Annotated in this window: 16 protein-coding genes; 11 read left to right on the top strand and 5 right to left on the bottom strand. The window is 48.9% G+C overall.

What is annotated here, in order from left to right; all coding sequences use genetic code 11:
* Positions 1 to 277 precede the first annotated feature (277 nt).
* The 8 genes from rpmH to ACXADP_RS01465 all read left to right on the top strand — a co-directional run bounded on the left by rpmH (position 278) and on the right by ACXADP_RS01465 (position 7,283).
* Positions 278 to 415 (top strand): 50S ribosomal protein L34, encoded by a 138-nt coding sequence (rpmH, locus tag ACXADP_RS01430; protein WP_084163166.1) that lies wholly within the window; start codon positions 278 to 280, stop codon positions 413 to 415.
* Positions 416 to 584: 169 nt separating this feature from the next.
* Positions 585 to 938: a ribonuclease P protein component gene (gene rnpA, locus ACXADP_RS01435; protein WP_027955860.1), complete on the top strand. Its 354-nt coding sequence runs from the start codon at positions 585 to 587 to the stop codon at positions 936 to 938.
* 104 nt (positions 939 to 1,042) lie between these two features.
* Positions 1,043 to 1,804, top strand: coding sequence for a YidC family membrane integrase SpoIIIJ (gene spoIIIJ / locus ACXADP_RS01440; protein WP_474970157.1), 762 nt, complete (start codon positions 1,043 to 1,045; stop codon positions 1,802 to 1,804).
* The gene (jag, locus tag ACXADP_RS01445) at positions 1,801 to 2,415 is read left to right on the top strand and encodes an RNA-binding cell elongation regulator Jag/EloR (protein WP_474970156.1); all 615 of its coding nucleotides are present in this window, start codon (positions 1,801 to 1,803) and stop codon (positions 2,413 to 2,415) included. The genes spoIIIJ and jag overlap by 4 nt, the downstream gene beginning before the upstream one ends.
* 261 nt (positions 2,416 to 2,676) lie before the next feature.
* On the top strand, positions 2,677 to 4,053 hold the full coding sequence (gene mnmE / locus ACXADP_RS01450) for a tRNA uridine-5-carboxymethylaminomethyl(34) synthesis GTPase MnmE (protein WP_474970155.1): 1,377 nt from the start codon (positions 2,677 to 2,679) through the stop codon (positions 4,051 to 4,053).
* A gap of 59 nt (positions 4,054 to 4,112) precedes the next feature.
* Entirely contained in the window at positions 4,113 to 6,002 is a 1,890-nt protein-coding gene (gene mnmG, locus ACXADP_RS01455) for a tRNA uridine-5-carboxymethylaminomethyl(34) synthesis enzyme MnmG (RefSeq protein ID WP_474970633.1), read from the top strand.
* 17 nt (positions 6,003 to 6,019) lie between these two features.
* Positions 6,020 to 6,736, top strand: coding sequence for a 16S rRNA (guanine(527)-N(7))-methyltransferase RsmG (gene rsmG / locus ACXADP_RS01460; protein ID WP_474970153.1), 717 nt, complete (start codon positions 6,020 to 6,022; stop codon positions 6,734 to 6,736).
* 55 nt (positions 6,737 to 6,791) lie between these two features.
* Entirely contained in the window at positions 6,792 to 7,283 is a 492-nt protein-coding gene (locus ACXADP_RS01465) for a metallophosphoesterase family protein (protein WP_474970634.1), read from the top strand.
* Here ACXADP_RS01465 and nei read toward each other — a convergent pair.
* From nei to ACXADP_RS01490, 5 genes are all read right to left on the bottom strand, one after another.
* On the bottom strand, positions 7,280 to 8,110 hold the full coding sequence (gene nei, locus ACXADP_RS01470; protein ID WP_474970635.1) for an endonuclease VIII: 831 nt from the start codon (positions 8,108 to 8,110) through the stop codon (positions 7,280 to 7,282). The genes ACXADP_RS01465 and nei overlap by 4 nt on opposite strands.
* Positions 8,111 to 8,126: 16 nt before the next feature.
* Positions 8,127 to 8,996 (bottom strand): SDR family oxidoreductase, encoded by an 870-nt coding sequence (locus ACXADP_RS01475; protein ID WP_474970636.1) that lies wholly within the window; start codon positions 8,994 to 8,996, stop codon positions 8,127 to 8,129.
* Positions 8,997 to 9,071: 75 nt separating this feature from the next.
* Positions 9,072 to 9,539, bottom strand: coding sequence for a hypothetical protein (locus ACXADP_RS01480; RefSeq protein WP_474970149.1), 468 nt, complete (start codon positions 9,537 to 9,539; stop codon positions 9,072 to 9,074).
* A 22-nt stretch (positions 9,540 to 9,561) separates the two neighbouring features.
* Complete coding sequence (locus ACXADP_RS01485) at positions 9,562 to 10,548, bottom strand: DUF3231 family protein (protein ID WP_474970148.1); 987 nt, start codon at positions 10,546 to 10,548, stop codon at positions 9,562 to 9,564.
* Complete coding sequence (locus tag ACXADP_RS01490; RefSeq protein ID WP_474970147.1) at positions 10,520 to 10,726, bottom strand: hypothetical protein; 207 nt, start codon at positions 10,724 to 10,726, stop codon at positions 10,520 to 10,522. The genes ACXADP_RS01485 and ACXADP_RS01490 overlap by 29 nt, the downstream gene beginning before the upstream one ends.
* Positions 10,727 to 10,831: 105 nt before the next feature.
* Between ACXADP_RS01490 and ACXADP_RS01495 the strand changes: the two genes are divergently transcribed.
* The 3 genes from ACXADP_RS01495 to ACXADP_RS01505 are packed head-to-tail and all read left to right on the top strand — an operon-like array spanning position 10,832 to position 14,529.
* Positions 10,832 to 12,343, top strand: a complete 1,512-nt coding sequence (locus tag ACXADP_RS01495) for a spore germination protein (protein WP_474970146.1) — start codon at positions 10,832 to 10,834, stop codon at positions 12,341 to 12,343.
* Positions 12,336 to 13,451 carry a GerAB/ArcD/ProY family transporter gene (locus ACXADP_RS01500; RefSeq protein ID WP_474970145.1) on the top strand — a complete coding sequence of 372 codons (1,116 nt, stop codon included), beginning with the start codon at positions 12,336 to 12,338 and terminating at the stop codon, positions 13,449 to 13,451. The genes ACXADP_RS01495 and ACXADP_RS01500 overlap by 8 nt, the downstream gene beginning before the upstream one ends.
* A complete protein-coding gene (locus tag ACXADP_RS01505; protein ID WP_474970144.1) occupies positions 13,441 to 14,529 on the top strand; it encodes a Ger(x)C family spore germination protein in 1,089 nt (362 codons plus the stop codon). The genes ACXADP_RS01500 and ACXADP_RS01505 overlap by 11 nt, the downstream gene beginning before the upstream one ends.
* Positions 14,530 to 14,535: the final 6 nt, after the last annotated feature.

Here is a 14,535-nt window from a genome sequence, read left to right on the forward strand (position 1 = left end):
GATTTTGTGATTTTCTTGTCGATATTTGTTGTGGACAGTCAAAAACCGCTGAAAAATTATACACAATGGCTGTGAATGTTCGTCATGTGAAAGGAATGAAGATCGCTGCCGGGGGTATTTTTGATGTGTTATACTACAGCCTGTTATATAACGTCGTGCAGAATCGAAAAAAGGAAGATTGAAAATCGAGTTGACAATTCAGGGGTCATTTTATTATACTGTTCAAGACTGCCTTTTAATTGTTTTATTGGATTATTGCCCAGGAGGTGTATATATAATGAGTAAACGCACGTTTCAACCAAATAATCGTAAGCGTAAAAAAGTACACGGCTTCCGTTCACGCATGAGCTCTGCAAATGGACGTAAAGTTCTTGCACGCCGTCGTCGTAAAGGAAGAAAAGTTCTATCCGCATAGGCCACTGAAAACTATCAGTGGTCTTTTTTTCAGAATAGGGAAAGTCGAAAGTGGGGCGGATCGAACGTCCCGCTTTTATTTTAAGGATAATTTGAGAACGTTTTAACGGGATTGATCGGAATGTGAGGGCAGTATCTCCCTCTATGTTCACTCATCTGGAGGGTGTTCGATGAAGAAAGTAAATCGAATTAAGAAAAACGAGGAATTTCAGAAGGTCTTTCAAGGCGGCCAGTCTTTCGCCAACCGGCAGCTGGTGATCTACTACATGAAGAAAAAAGAGCAGACGCATTTCCGCATTGGTCTTTCCGTCAGCAAGAAGCTGGGACATGCGGTCAAGCGCAACCAGATTAAGCGCTACCTGCGCCAGGCCTTTCATGAGCTGGAAGACGATATCCATCCTCACTATGATCTGGTGGTCATTGCACGTAAGCCGGCCAGCCAGATGGATTTTCATGAAATAAAGAAAAGCCTGACCCATGTACTTATGAGGTCCAAGCTTCTAAATAAGAAAATTCGCACGTAATCGTTATAGAAAAAGGACAGTCATTAATGCTAAACTTATGATTGTCGTAGTACGATCGTTTTGATAGAAGAAAAAGTGAAGAGTCATTTAAGGAGGAAGGAACGTTGCGTAATAAAATGATAGCACTGCTTGCCATGGCGGGCGTGCTTACGTTCCTATCCGGGTGTACGCAGGTAAACCAGGAAATCAACTCGGATAGCACAGGTTTTTGGAACGAGTATATCGTATGGCCATTGTCTCAAACCCTACTATTTTTTGCGGACCTTTTCAGTGGCAGCTATGGATTGTCGATCATTGTTGTAACGATTATCATTCGATTGGTTCTGCTTCCGTTGAACGTTAAGCAGTTGAAAAGCTCCAAAGCGATGCAGGATATTCAACCGGAATTACAGAGTCTTCGTGAACAATATTCATCCAAGGATGCCCAGACACAGCAGAAGCTCCAGCAGGAGACGATGCAGCTGTTCCAAAAGCACGGCGTGAACCCGCTGGCGGGCTGTCTGCCAATTATCGTGCAGATGCCGATTTTGATCGGATTCTATCATGCCATTATGAGAACTTCGGAGATTCAGACGCATAACTTCCTATGGCTGGAACTCGGTTCATCCGATCCATTCCTGGCCATTTTGACAGCTGGAACGACCTTCCTGCAGCAAAAACTAATGATGGCGGGCGGCGCAGCAGCGCAGAACCCGCAGATGCAGATGATGCTTTATGTGATGCCGCTGATGATTGGTACATTCGCATTCTTCTTCCCATCTGCCCTTGCCCTGTACTGGATCGTCGGTAACATCGTTATGATTCTGCAGACGGTATTCATCCGTAAACCAATGATGAAAGATGCGACGGGAGGAGCAAGTGAGTGAAACAATTAACTGCTACGGGTCCATCCATTGATGAAGCGGTCCAATCTGCATTAGAACAATTACAGACATCAAAAGATCAAGTCACCATTGATATCATTGATGAAGGTAAAAAAGGATTTCTTGGGTTTGGTTCCAAACCAGCGATTGTCAAAGTAGCCATCAAGAAAAATCCTCTGCAGGATGCTGAAACATTCATCTATGAAGTAGCAGAACAAATGGGAGCTCCTGTTCAGGTCCATTCAGAAGTGCGGCAGCGGGATATCTTCCTCAACCTGGAGGGAGAACAGATCGCTGTCCTGATCGGTAAGCGTGGTCAGACATTGAATTCACTTCAATATCTGGCTCAGCTCGTCGTCAACCGTGAATCTGACGTTTTTTATACCGTTATGCTTGATGCAGAGGGGTATCGAAGCCGTCGGAAAGAAACACTTGAGAACCTGGCTGGACGGCTGGCAGATAAAGCAGTCCGGACGAACCGGGACGTACGGCTTGAGCCGATGCCTTCCTATGAAAGAAAAATCATTCACAATGCTTTGCAGCAGCATGACCAGGTGAAAACATCGTCGGACGGAAACGATCCGCGCCGGCATGTCGTCATTCACCCACGCTGATTTCAACAAATACTTCTGCCCGAAAAGCCGGCAGGAGTATTTTTTTGGCTGTACGGTTGTCCACAAGGGGTATTGGAGACCTCTTGCGGGGAAAAGATGATAGATGGCAGGTTATGCACATGTGGATAACCGCCTGATGCGGATTTCGGTCCGCATATCTTTTCAAAACACACGGGTGTGTGGTAAGGTAGTATGTTAGTGACTAGTGAAAAATATTTCGGATAACTATAGATAACCAATCATTCCAGGAGGTGAAAACGTATGGAAACAGATACAATAGCGGCGATTTCCACCCCGGTGGGGGAAGGAGCCATTGCCATCGTCCGTTTGAGCGGTCCCCAGGCTGTTTCGACAGCCGCCGGTCTTTTTCAAGGGAAGGATTTGAACAACGTTGATTCCCATACGATGCATTACGGAAAGATCATCGATCCGGAAACCGGTGAAATGGCAGAGGAAGTGATGGTTTCTGTCATGCGTGCCCCGAAAACATTTACGAGAGAAGACATCGTTGAGATCAACTGCCACGGTGGACTCGTGTCTGTGAACCGGGTGCTTGAAATCGCACTGGCTGCGGGATCCCGTCTTGCTGAACCGGGGGAATTCACGAAGCGTGCGTTTATGAACGGGCGGATCGATCTTTCCCAGGCCGAAGCGGTTATGGATCTGATCCGTGCCAAGACAGACCGGGCGATGGATGTTGCGCTGAAGCAGATGGATGGACGCCTGTCCAATCTGATTCACAATCTGCGTCAGAAGCTTTTAGAGACGCTTGCACACGTCGAAGTGAACATCGATTATCCGGAGTACGATGATGTCGAAGAAATGTCCCATGACATGATGGAGCAGAAAACGAAGGAAGTGCACGAGGAAGTCGAGCGGATCTTAGAGACGGCCAAGCAGGGCAAGATCCTGCGGGAAGGTCTCGGGACTGCGATTATCGGTCGTCCGAACGTCGGGAAGTCCTCATTGATGAACGCTCTTGTTCATGAAAACAAAGCCATCGTAACGGAAATCCCGGGGACGACGCGGGATGTCATCGAAGAGTATGTCAATGTCCGCGGGGTGCCTCTGCGGCTGATCGATACGGCGGGGATCAGGGAAACGGAAGATATCGTCGAACGGATTGGCGTGGAGCGCTCCCGTCAAGTGCTGAAGGAAGCCGATTTGATCCTGCTTGTGTTAAACTATGGCGATGAACTGACCGAGGAAGATGAGAAGTTGTTTGAAGCAATCAGCGACATGAATGTGATCGTCATCGTGAACAAAACCGATCTTGAGAAAAAGCTCGATCTTGATCGTGTGAAGGAGCTCGCGAACGATCAGCCGGTCATTACGACGGCGCTGATTCGCGAAGAAGGCATCGATCAGCTTGAGCAGGCAATCGGCGAGACCTTCTTTGAAGGAGATCTTGATGCCGGTGATATGACGTATGTCTCCAATGTCCGCCACGTGCAGCTGCTGAAGCAGGCCAAGCAGGCGCTTGAAGACGCACAGAACGGGATGGCAATGGGCGTCCCTCTGGATGTCGTTCAAATCGATGTGACTCGTACGTGGGAAATTCTCGGGGAAATCGTCGGTGAGTCGGTGCATGACAGCCTGATTGATCAACTGTTCTCCCAGTTCTGTTTAGGTAAATAAGTGTTGGTTCGTAAATATAGAGTGATTTTGGAACAACTATTTAAAGGAGAGACATCCAAATGACATATGATGCAGGGCATTATGATGTAATAGTAATTGGTGCCGGTCACGCGGGCGTAGAGGCAGGACTTGCCGCAGCGCGCCGCGGGGCGAAGACATTGATGCTGACCCTGAACCTCGACCTTGTCGCCTTTATGCCGTGTAACCCGTCCATCGGGGGTCCGGCTAAGGGGATCGTCGTCCGGGAAATTGATGCATTAGGAGGCGCAATGGGTAAGGTGATTGATAAGACCCACATCCAGATGCGTCTATTGAACACGAGAAAAGGTCCGGCTGTGCGTGCGCTGCGTGCCCAGGCGGATAAGCCGCTTTATATCAAGGAAATGAAGCGTGTGCTTGAAAATCAGGAAAATCTGACGCTGCGCCAGGCGATGGTGAAGCAGCTGCTTGTCGAGGACGATCAGATAAAAGGTGTTGTCACAGAAACGAAGGCAGCGTACTATGCGCCGACGGTTATCGTAACGACAGGAACCTTCATGCGCGGACGCGTCATCATCGGTGACATATCCTATGAAAGTGGACCGAACAACCAGCGTTCCACCGTTTCTCTTTCCGAACAGCTGGAAGAGATGGGCATTGAGATGGTCCGCTTCAAGACTGGAACACCGATGCGCGTCAACAGCCATACCATTGATTATTCCAAAACGGAAATCCAGCCGGGGGAAGAAGAGCCGCGCTCCTTTTCCTATGAAACGACCGAATTCATTACCGATCAGATCCCTTGCTGGCTGACGTATACGAATGAAGACACGCACAAAATCATCAATGATAACCTCGGTCTCTCAGCGATGTACTCCGGGGCGATCAAAGGGACAGGGCCGCGCTACTGCCCGTCCATCGAAGATAAAATCGTCCGCTTCAATGATAAGCCGCGGCACCAGATTTTCCTTGAGCCGGAAGGTCGTGACACGGAGGAAGTGTACGTCCAGGGCTTGTCGACATCCCTGCCTGAATACGTCCAGAACGAAATGATGCGGACAGTACCGGGACTGGAAAACGCTGAAATCATGCGGGCCGGCTATGCGATCGAGTATGACTCCATCGTCCCTACACAGCTGTGGCCGACACTTGAAACGAAGAAAATTGATGGTCTTTTCACAGCTGGTCAGCTGAACGGAACGTCCGGCTATGAAGAAGCCGCGGGGCAGGGGCTGATGGCGGGAATCAACGCCGCTGCCAAAGCGCTTGATCTTGAGACACTGATTCTTGACCGTTCCCAGGGCTATATCGGTGTCATGATTGATGACCTTGTCACAAAAGGAACCGGCGAGCCGTATCGTCTTTTGACGTCCCGTGCGGAATTCCGTCTCATGCTGCGTCATGATAATGCGGATCTCCGCCTGACCGAAATCGGGTATCAGCTCGGGTTGATTCCTGAGGACCGCTACAACCGTTTCCTTGAGAAACAGCGTTTGATCGAAGACGAGAAAAAACGTCTCGATAAAGTGATTTTGAAGGAAACCGATGAGGTACAGGCCGTCATCGAAGAAGCGGGAGGCTCGAAACTGAAAGACGCCATCCGCGCGGTAGATCTCTTGAAACGTCCGGAAATGAATTACAGCCACATTGAGCGCTTAAGTGCCAGTGAGGTTCAACTGCCGGATGATGTCAAAGAGCAGGTTGAAATCCAAACGAAATATAACGGTTATATCAAGAAGGCGATCGAGCAGATTGACCGTATGAAGAAAATGGAAACGAAAAAAATTCCAGAGAACATCGATTACGATGCCATCCACGGTCTGGCTTCAGAAGCGCGTGACCGTCTGAAAGCGGTCCGTCCACTTTCTGTCGGACAGGCTTCCCGTGTATCCGGTGTGAACCCGGCGGATGTTTCCATCCTGCTTGTGTATATTGAGCAGGGCAGAATCGCTCGTGTGTCTGGAGAATAACTCGAAAGGATGGGTTTATGGATACGAACACCTTTCTGAACGCTTTAAAAGAACAAGGCATTGAACTAAATGAACAGCAGCAGCACCAGTTTCAGCGTTATTTCGAAATTCTCGTCGAGTGGAACGAAAAAATGAACCTGACCGCCATCACCGATCAGGAAGGCGTGTATTTGAAACACTTTTATGATTCTTTGACAGCGGCTTTTTACTATGATTTTTCCGAACCCCTCCGTATCTGTGATGTCGGAGCGGGGGCTGGTTTCCCTAGTCTGCCGCTGAAAATCGTCTTTCCGCATCTGAAGGTGACCATTGTCGATTCGTTGAAGAAACGGATCACGTTCCTGAATCACTTAGCCCACGAATTGGGGCTGGATGATGTCGCTTTTTACCATGATCGTGCCGAAAACTTCGGGAAAAACACGGGCTTTCGGGAAAGCTATGACCTGGTGATGGCCCGTGCCGTCGCCCGGATGTCCGTCCTCAGTGAGCTTTGTCTGCCGTTAACGCAGAAGGGCGGCCGCTTCATGGCTATGAAGGGACCGAACCTGAGAGACGAAATGGAAGAGGCCGAGATCGCTATTCAAACGGTCGGAGGCGAAGTGAAGGATATCTACACGTTCGAGCTTCCGGAAGAGGGCAGTGAACGGAACATTGCCATCGTTGAAAAACGGCGGAAGACACCGAAAAAATACCCGCGTAAAGCGGGCACACCGAATAAAACACCGATTCAATAACAGCAAGCCACTCTATCATAGACCGATAGGGTGGCTTTTTTTAGGAGGGCTCTATATGAAGATTGTCGTGCTGTCTGATACACATATGCCGAAAAAAGCGTCCCGTCTGCCTGATCGTCTGGTGACTGCGTTACAAGAAGCGGACCAGATCATTCATGCCGGCGACTGGCAGACGCCGGACGTTTTTGAAGAACTGAGCCGCTTTGCTCCTGTCACAGGGGTGTACGGTAACGTTGATGGTGAAGACATGAAAGAGATCGTGCCCGAACGACAGCTCGTAACGTGGGCCGGGTATTCCATCGGCGTCGTCCACGGACACGGGGATAAGAAAACGACGGAAAAGCGGGCGGTGGAAGCTTTTCAGGAACATCCCCCGGACCTTATTATTTACGGCCATTCCCACATCCCTGTTCTCCGTTACTTTAAAAAGACACTGCTGTTCAATCCGGGATCCATTACGGACAAACGCCGGCTGCCTTTCTATTCTTTTGGTATTCTTACCCTTGGGGAGGAGGGCATTCATGCCGAGCATATCTTTTTCCGCTAGCGTTCCGGGTGTTTTTGACACGTCGGACAGTAATAGAGCCTTCTGGAAGCCGCCTGGATCTTTTCGATTTCTGTGCCATCGATCCGACAGGACTTACCTGCCCGGTTGAACACCCAGTGACGGTAGTCCCGGCGCTTGATGCCCTGTTTTTTCAACTGACCGGCCAGTTCAAGATCATTCGTGATGCCTTTATGGCGGTACGACTGCCATGTCAGGTCGATCGACGCTTCGGCGGCTTTCCGAAGCTGTTCCTCTGAACAATCAGATGGGCGGGCGGAAGGGGAGATGCCGGCCTTGAATAGGATTTCACTGCGCAGATAGTTGCCGATTCCAGCGATAAATGATTGATCGAGCAGCAGGGACGTCCATTTGCGGTTCCGGAATCTTCTGCTGATGAAGCGTTCGAACAGATCTTCTGCTGTTACCGGTTCACTGAGCAGGTCCGGCCCAGTCTTCCGGATAAACGGGTGTTCCTCTGCCTCCTCTGTGCGGAGCACTTCAATATCCGAGGAACTGTATAGCAGGGCGGACTTTTTTTCATTGTGCAGCGCAAGGCGGAGCTGGCGGTTGGTGTCCGGATAGTTATAGGCGTTCCGGATCATCCATTTGCCGTACAGCTGATTGTGCGAATAAATCGTGTAGCCCCTTTGAAAGCGGATGAGCATCGCTTTTCCCTTCGTATCCACTTTTTCAACGACATCCCCCTGTAAAATCTCCTCATACTCCTGTAATCGCTCAAAGGCGAAAAAAAGGTCGAGCACAGCCCGACCTTTGAGTGCTTTTTCTACTTGATCCGCAGCACGGCGGATTTCCGGTCCTTCCGGCATAGGTCTCTTCCTCTCCTCAGCTGGACGTGAACATGCCACCGTTGATATGGATAAACTGTCCGGTGATATACGTAGAGTCATCAGAGGCCAGCAGCACATAGCTTCCGACGTGCTCCACCGGCTGTCCCGGGCGTCCCATCGGGGTGTTGGTACCGAATTGTTCCACTTTATCCTCAGAAAAGGTGGATGGAATGAGTGGTGTCCAAATCGGCCCCGGCGCAATCCCATTGACGCGGATGCCTTTATCGACAAGCTGTTTCGCCATTGAACGTGTGAACGCAACGACCGCGCCTTTCGTAGCTGTATAGTCCACAAGATCGGGGTTTCCGACATAAGGGTTGACGGAAGCTGTATTGATGATGGAACTTCCCTGCTTCAAATGAGGCAGGGCAGCTTTCGTCATATGGAAGACCGAATAGATATTCGTTTTAAATGTACGCTCCAGCTGCTCCGTTGAAATATTCAGCAGGTCGTCGGTCGGATGCTGTTCAGCTGCGTTGTTCACAAGAATATCAAGCTGACCGAGTTCCTTCACGGTTCTTTCCACTGCTTCCTGACAGACGGGCTCCTCGCCGACGTCCCCGGCAATCAAAATCGCCCGGCGTCCTTCGGCTTCGACCTGCTTCTTCGTATATTCCGCATCTTCATGCTCTTCTAAGTAGGAAATCGCTACATCGGCGCCTTCTTTCGCATAACCGATGGCGACGGAACGACCGATGCCGCTGTCGCCGCCTGTGATCAATGCGACTTTCCCCTGCAGCTTATTTCCGCTTTTGTAATCGTCATCCGCCTGGAGGGGAGATGGGTTCATCGCTCCCTCTGTACCTGGCTGCCGCTCCTGCTCCTGACCCGGCTGACCTTGTGTCTGACGTTCTTGTCGATTCATTTCAATTCCTCCTCCAACTTGTTTTAGTGTGCTCATTCCACCATCATGGAATGTTCAAACAAGCCGGGGGCATATTCAGGAGGAATGATCAGCATAACGGAGAAGCAGTCTCCTCAGAATCAGGCCGCTTCCTATACCTGGGATAAGGAAGAGTATCGGCAGCCAGATCGGTCCGATCAATACGCCGAATAAGCGAAGAGTGGATGAAAAAATCAATCCCACCGTGACGAAGTAGGCAGAAAAAGCAAACGGAAGGAATGAATAGGCCGGAACCTTTCCATCGGCATGGGCATAGGCATCCCATACGGCAAACATATAGATACACGGATAAAACATAAGCCACTGGTAATGGGTCACATCGACCGCTTTGGCGATATCTCCGTGAAAGCTGTGTATGATGGCCATATTGAAGCGGCTGTTGTAGTTCAAAATCACTTCAATGATGATAAAGGAGAGCCCTTTGATAAAATGTCCGTTCAGGATCTGCCCGAACCCCGGGAACGCAATGCTCCATAGTATAATTTCCAATCGTTTTTCCTTCATGTCTATTCCTCTTCCGCTGAGTTTATTGGATGAGTCTCTGTCTGTCCGGTGCCTGCGGAGGCTCTTCAAACCAGCCGTTCTCAATCATAATATCCAAGCCGTCTTTTCCGTAGATGGCCGCTTCCAGCATGAGCTTGTGATAGTGATAGACGATGTCATAGCGCAGACTTACGGCTGCCCCGTTGACATAGTTCCCCTGCCCGGCGGATATGAGGACGCTGATCATATACATCATGAGCCTGTCGGAAAATACCGGGTCGGTACTCGTAGTCAATAAACTCGCAGATGTCATGGGAACGGTGATTCCAGAATTCTCAAGGATATTGGAAAGGCAGATCCGATGATCGATGGAGATGCGTTTTCCGCGTCTCATATACTTTTTCACGGTTTTATTTTTGCTGGTCTGCCCGAAGGCCTGACAGACCACTTCCCCGAGGGCATTGTTTTTGACGTTCTCATAAATATGGGTGATTTCTATCGTATTCAAGGAACGCTTGTGAAACGGATGGTAGTAGGCTTTGCTTTCGATGTATTCCGTCTCATTCAGAACTTCAATTTGAGGAGCTCTCGTATAGATCCCTTTTTCAAGCGCCGTGCGCACGCTCAGATTGTAGAGTTTATCCTGCTGATCGATCCGATTGGTAAAGAAAGCGCGGACATCACTATTCGCAGAAGCCCCGAGGGAGTAGCCGTCCGACGTTAGTCCGACTTTTCCCATATGCTCTAAAAACGACAAAATAAAGGCATCCGTAAACAATTTCTTCGCCCTCGGGTTTAAATCGTCGAGGGAAAATCCATTGGGGACAGGGAGACAGGCTTTCTGGAAAAATGTCCTGCACGTTTCGATTCCCTTATCCGCCAGATCCCTCGACAGCTGGATCAGTGGTTTTACTTCCTCATCCTCACATGTATTTTTCAAGTATTCGAGTACAGGGACGGCCATACTGTTCTGGATGTACTGCGTCCACAGCAGCCCGATTTCATTGGCTGTTAGTTTCTTCTCCGGCATTGCGTTTTCCCTCCTGCGTATCTTTATCTTCATGGCGGTAAAGAAGGAGCCATGGTAGGAATATGAAATTCACAAGAAATCCATAGATCAACATTTTGGCGAGCCAGTCGACTACAAACAGGGTCGAAACAAAGATGCAGACGATCAAAAACAATGGGGAAAGATAGGCATAAAGCATGTCGCGCCCTCCTTAATCCCCCTTATCCTGTCCGCTTGAGTATAAATTATTACGAGGTGCGGATGATAAGAGAGAAGAAGTCAGACTTAACGTAAGGAGCTCATCATGTGGAAATGGATGCGGAAAAACAAAAAAAAGCAGGGCGGGCAGAAGCCGTCGTATAACCAGAGCGACACGCTGCCTGAATTTATTGAAGTGCTGGGTCATTCCGAGGATTTCATTCAATTTGAACTCGACGGAATGACCCGATGTACCGTTTCCTACTTGAAGACGATGAGCGATTCGAAAATTTTGAACCGTTCTGTGCTCACCACGTTGAACAGTCATGCCCTGCACGGATTGAAGGAAATCAAAGAGACGATTCCTGTTGAGAACGTTCTGATTACTGATGATCTGAAAGTGATCCAGACGAAAGTGATGTTCGGTTACATTATGATCCAAGTGAAATCCTCTATGGAACAGGTGCTCCTCGTTCCGGCGGTTTCCTTGGAATCGAGAGATGTGAGCATACCGGAAGTCGAATTCAGTGTTGTCGGGCCGAAGGAAGCATTTGTGGAAACGATCAATACCAACATCAATCTGATCCGGAAACGACTGCCGCTTCCGCAGCTGACCGTGAAAGAACTGCAGGTGGGCAAAATGACGAGCACCCGGACCGCTGTCGTTTACGTAGACGGGATAGCGGATCAGGATAACGTTGAAACCGTCATTCAAAGACTCCAGGATATCGAGTATGACCAGTTGATCGACAGCTCGTTCGTCACACAGATGATTGCTGATAACAATCATTCTCCCTTTCCCCAGCTGCTTGATACGGAAAGGCCGGACAGGGTCGTCTCAAGCCTTGTTGAAGGAAAAGTAGCCATTTTAGTCGATGGATCACCTCACGCCCTCACGTGTCCGACAACGGTCGTCGAGTTTTTCGGGGCCTCGGATGATTACTTTCTACCGTGGCATCTGGCTTCCGTGTTCCGGCTGATCCGCTTATTTGCCGTTATCTTTTCCGTTCTCAGCACACCTTTATATGTCGCTGTTCTGACGTATCATTTCGAGATGATTCCCCCTGAGTTGATGGCTACCATTGTTTCGTCAAGGTCCGACATCCCTTTTCCGCCGATCCTTGAAGTGATCATCCTTGAATTGACGATTGAACTCCTCCGGGAAGCGGGAGCACGGCTTCCAACGAAAATCGGGCAGACCATCGGTATCGTAGGTGGTATCGTAATCGGTACCGCAGCTGTTGATGCCGGATTGACGAGTAATGTACTCCTGATCATCGTCGCACTGAGCGCCCTTGCTTCCTTTACGACGCCGGTCTATCAAATTGGTAACACGATCCGGCTGATCCGCTTTCCGTTTTTAATGGGTGCGCAGCTCTGGGGACTCGTCGGAGTGTCGATGTGTATGGTTTTCTTTATCGGCCATTTGATCAAGCTCCAGTCTATCGGTCGTCCATTTTTTGAACCGTTGTATCCGCTCCGGTTCAAAGATTTGAAAGATGCCTTTATCCGCCTGCCTTTTACCAAACAGGTGGACCGTCCGGTATTGATGAGATCCGAAGACCCAAAGCGTATGAATGAAGACAGGGCGAAAGCAAAGAGGGATATTGATGAATAAATTAAATGAAAACCAAGGATTGAACATATCGGAAAACTATCTGGTGAGCCCCTTTTATGTCTTTTTCATCATTTTTACGATGCAGGTGGGAATCGGAATTCTCGGGTTTGAGCGGTACTTAGTGGAAAAAGCCGGGTTTGATGCCTGGATATCGGTACTGGCTGCAGGCGTATTTCTGCACATCCTCGTATGGATGATGTACCGTCTCCTTCAAAATGGAGGCGGAGATATCGTCCATATCCATAAGCAGGTGTTCGGGAAATATATCGGCGGTTTTCTAAGTCTTCTCTTTGCGGCTTACGCGCTGCTGTTGTCATTTGATGTCATGATTACGTTTATTGAAGTGATCAAGGTGTGGATGTTCCCCGGGCTCCAGGTCTGGATTTTTGCTTTTGTCATGATCGGTCTCGTCTACTACATCGTTTCCGGTGGGTTCCGGGTGATTACCGGGATTGCACTCATCAGCGTCGTGATCGGGCTGCCGATTCTGCTGCTGAAATTTTTCCCGATTCAGGCAGGACACACGATGAACATCTATCCGAATATCAACCACAGCCCCGGTCAGATTCTTGCCGCAGCAAAGCAGAGTGCGCTCAGCTTTCTGGGCCTTGAATTTCTATTGATCTTCTATCCCTTTATCAAAAACCCGGCTAAATCGAAAAAATGGGCCCACTTTGCCGTGTTTTACACGACGATGCTTTATTTCATCAGTGTCCTCGTCACGTTTGTCTATTTTAGTGAGGAACAGTTGAAACAGGTCGTATGGGGGACGATTTCGACATGGAAGATTGTCGAATTTCCTTTTATCGAACGTTTTGAATATGTAGGGATTGCGATGTGGCTGTATGTGATCCTGCCCAACATCTGTATCGGCATCTGGGGGGCGACGCGTGTAATGAAAAGAATCTTCCCTGTGAAGCAGATTCACTTTTTAAGAGTTGTCTGTATCTCCCTGTTCTTTCCCGTCGCTTTAGTTGCAGGCCGCGACCCGATCAACGCCATTAACAATTTTGCCGGCACGGTCGGTTTTTACGTTCTGCTTTACATCCCGGTTCTTCTTTTATTAAAAATGATCTCGGACAAAGTGAGGAAGCGATATGAAAATTAAGTGGAACGTACTGGTTTTGATCAGCAGCTTCTTTCTTTTCACAGGTTGTGTGCCCAGCAAGAGCGTTGAAGAAAATGCCATCGTCCAAATATCCGGCTATGATAAAGGCGGCGATAAAGGAAGGATTAAAGGGACTGTATCCATCCCCCAGTACGGCAAAAGTGAGAAGAAAACCGCCGCCTCTGAGCTTTACTTAACCGTTGATGCCAACTCCATCAAGGATGTGGAGAAGGAAATCCAGAAACAATCCTCCAAACCGATTTCCATCGGAAAACTGGCAGTCACGTTGTACAGCATGGAGCTGGCTCAGGAAGGCATTTCCGACGTCATAGACGTGCTGAGCAGGGACGCCCGTCTAAGCCGGAACATGTATCTCGGTATTGTGGATGGACAGACGCAGGACTTGATTGAGAATGGATACACACAGGATGAGACAACGTCCAAGCACCTGCAGGGATTGATTGAGAATAATGTCCATCACAACTTTCCATCGACAAGCCTGCACGAATTTTTATATGCCTACTTTGCGATTGGTATGGATCCCTATCTCCCGATTTTGTCGAAAAAGGAGACGTTTGTAGAAGTCTCCGGCATTGCTTTTTTCGATAAGGGAAAAGTCGTAACCACGCTCTCGGATGCGAAAGTCTTTACATTCAAAATGATGAAAGAGAATTTCGCGAGGGGAATGCAGGACCTCCCTTTTCAAAATGGAACCATCATGCTGGATAATATCGGTTCGACAGTGGATTACAAACTGACGGGCACGCCGGAAAACCCCGGTGTGGACATCCACGTGAAATTGGAATCGGAAGTGAATGAAATGGTCGGGGTGGAGGAAAAGCCGTCGCCGAAGCTTGCAAAAGAAATGGAAGATGCATTTGTGGAGTATTTCAAGACGAATGCCGGGGAGATGATCGAATTGTTCAAGAAGGAAGGCATTGATCCGCTTGGTCTCGGTCATTTTGCTAAAACGAGAACGAGACACTTTGATGAAAAACGGTGGGAGGATCTTTATCCGGATATGGATATCCAGTTCACCGTCGATGTGGAAATTACCGAATACGGCATCTTCTCCTGATTTGAA

The sequence above is a fragment of the Halobacillus sp. AWH4_228 genome (assembly GCF_056158365.1).

Excerpts from the sequence above, each read along its gene's own strand:
- ACXADP_RS01505 (WP_474970144.1), top strand. The coding sequence starts at position 13,441 with ATGAAAATTAAGTGGAACGTACTGGTTTTGATCAGCAGCTTCTTTCTT.
- rpmH (WP_084163166.1), top strand. The coding sequence starts at position 278 with ATGAGTAAACGCACGTTTCAACCAAATAATCGTAAGCGTAAAAAAGTA.
- ACXADP_RS01500 (WP_474970145.1), top strand. The coding sequence starts at position 12,336 with ATGAATAAATTAAATGAAAACCAAGGATTGAACATATCGGAAAACTAT.
- ACXADP_RS01465 (WP_474970634.1), top strand. The coding sequence starts at position 6,792 with ATGAAGATTGTCGTGCTGTCTGATACACATATGCCGAAAAAAGCGTCC.
- mnmE (WP_474970155.1), top strand. The coding sequence starts at position 2,677 with ATGGAAACAGATACAATAGCGGCGATTTCCACCCCGGTGGGGGAAGGA.
- rnpA (WP_027955860.1), top strand. The coding sequence starts at position 585 with ATGAAGAAAGTAAATCGAATTAAGAAAAACGAGGAATTTCAGAAGGTC.
- ACXADP_RS01495 (WP_474970146.1), top strand. The coding sequence starts at position 10,832 with ATGTGGAAATGGATGCGGAAAAACAAAAAAAAGCAGGGCGGGCAGAAG.
- rsmG (WP_474970153.1), top strand. The coding sequence starts at position 6,020 with ATGGATACGAACACCTTTCTGAACGCTTTAAAAGAACAAGGCATTGAA.
- ACXADP_RS01480 (WP_474970149.1), bottom strand. The coding sequence starts at position 9,539 with ATGAAGGAAAAACGATTGGAAATTATACTATGGAGCATTGCGTTCCCG.
- nei (WP_474970635.1), bottom strand. The coding sequence starts at position 8,110 with ATGCCGGAAGGACCGGAAATCCGCCGTGCTGCGGATCAAGTAGAAAAA.
- ACXADP_RS01485 (WP_474970148.1), bottom strand. The coding sequence starts at position 10,548 with ATGCCGGAGAAGAAACTAACAGCCAATGAAATCGGGCTGCTGTGGACG.
- mnmG (WP_474970633.1), top strand. The coding sequence starts at position 4,113 with ATGACATATGATGCAGGGCATTATGATGTAATAGTAATTGGTGCCGGT.
- ACXADP_RS01490 (WP_474970147.1), bottom strand. The coding sequence starts at position 10,726 with ATGCTTTATGCCTATCTTTCCCCATTGTTTTTGATCGTCTGCATCTTT.
- ACXADP_RS01475 (WP_474970636.1), bottom strand. The coding sequence starts at position 8,996 with ATGAATCGACAAGAACGTCAGACACAAGGTCAGCCGGGTCAGGAGCAG.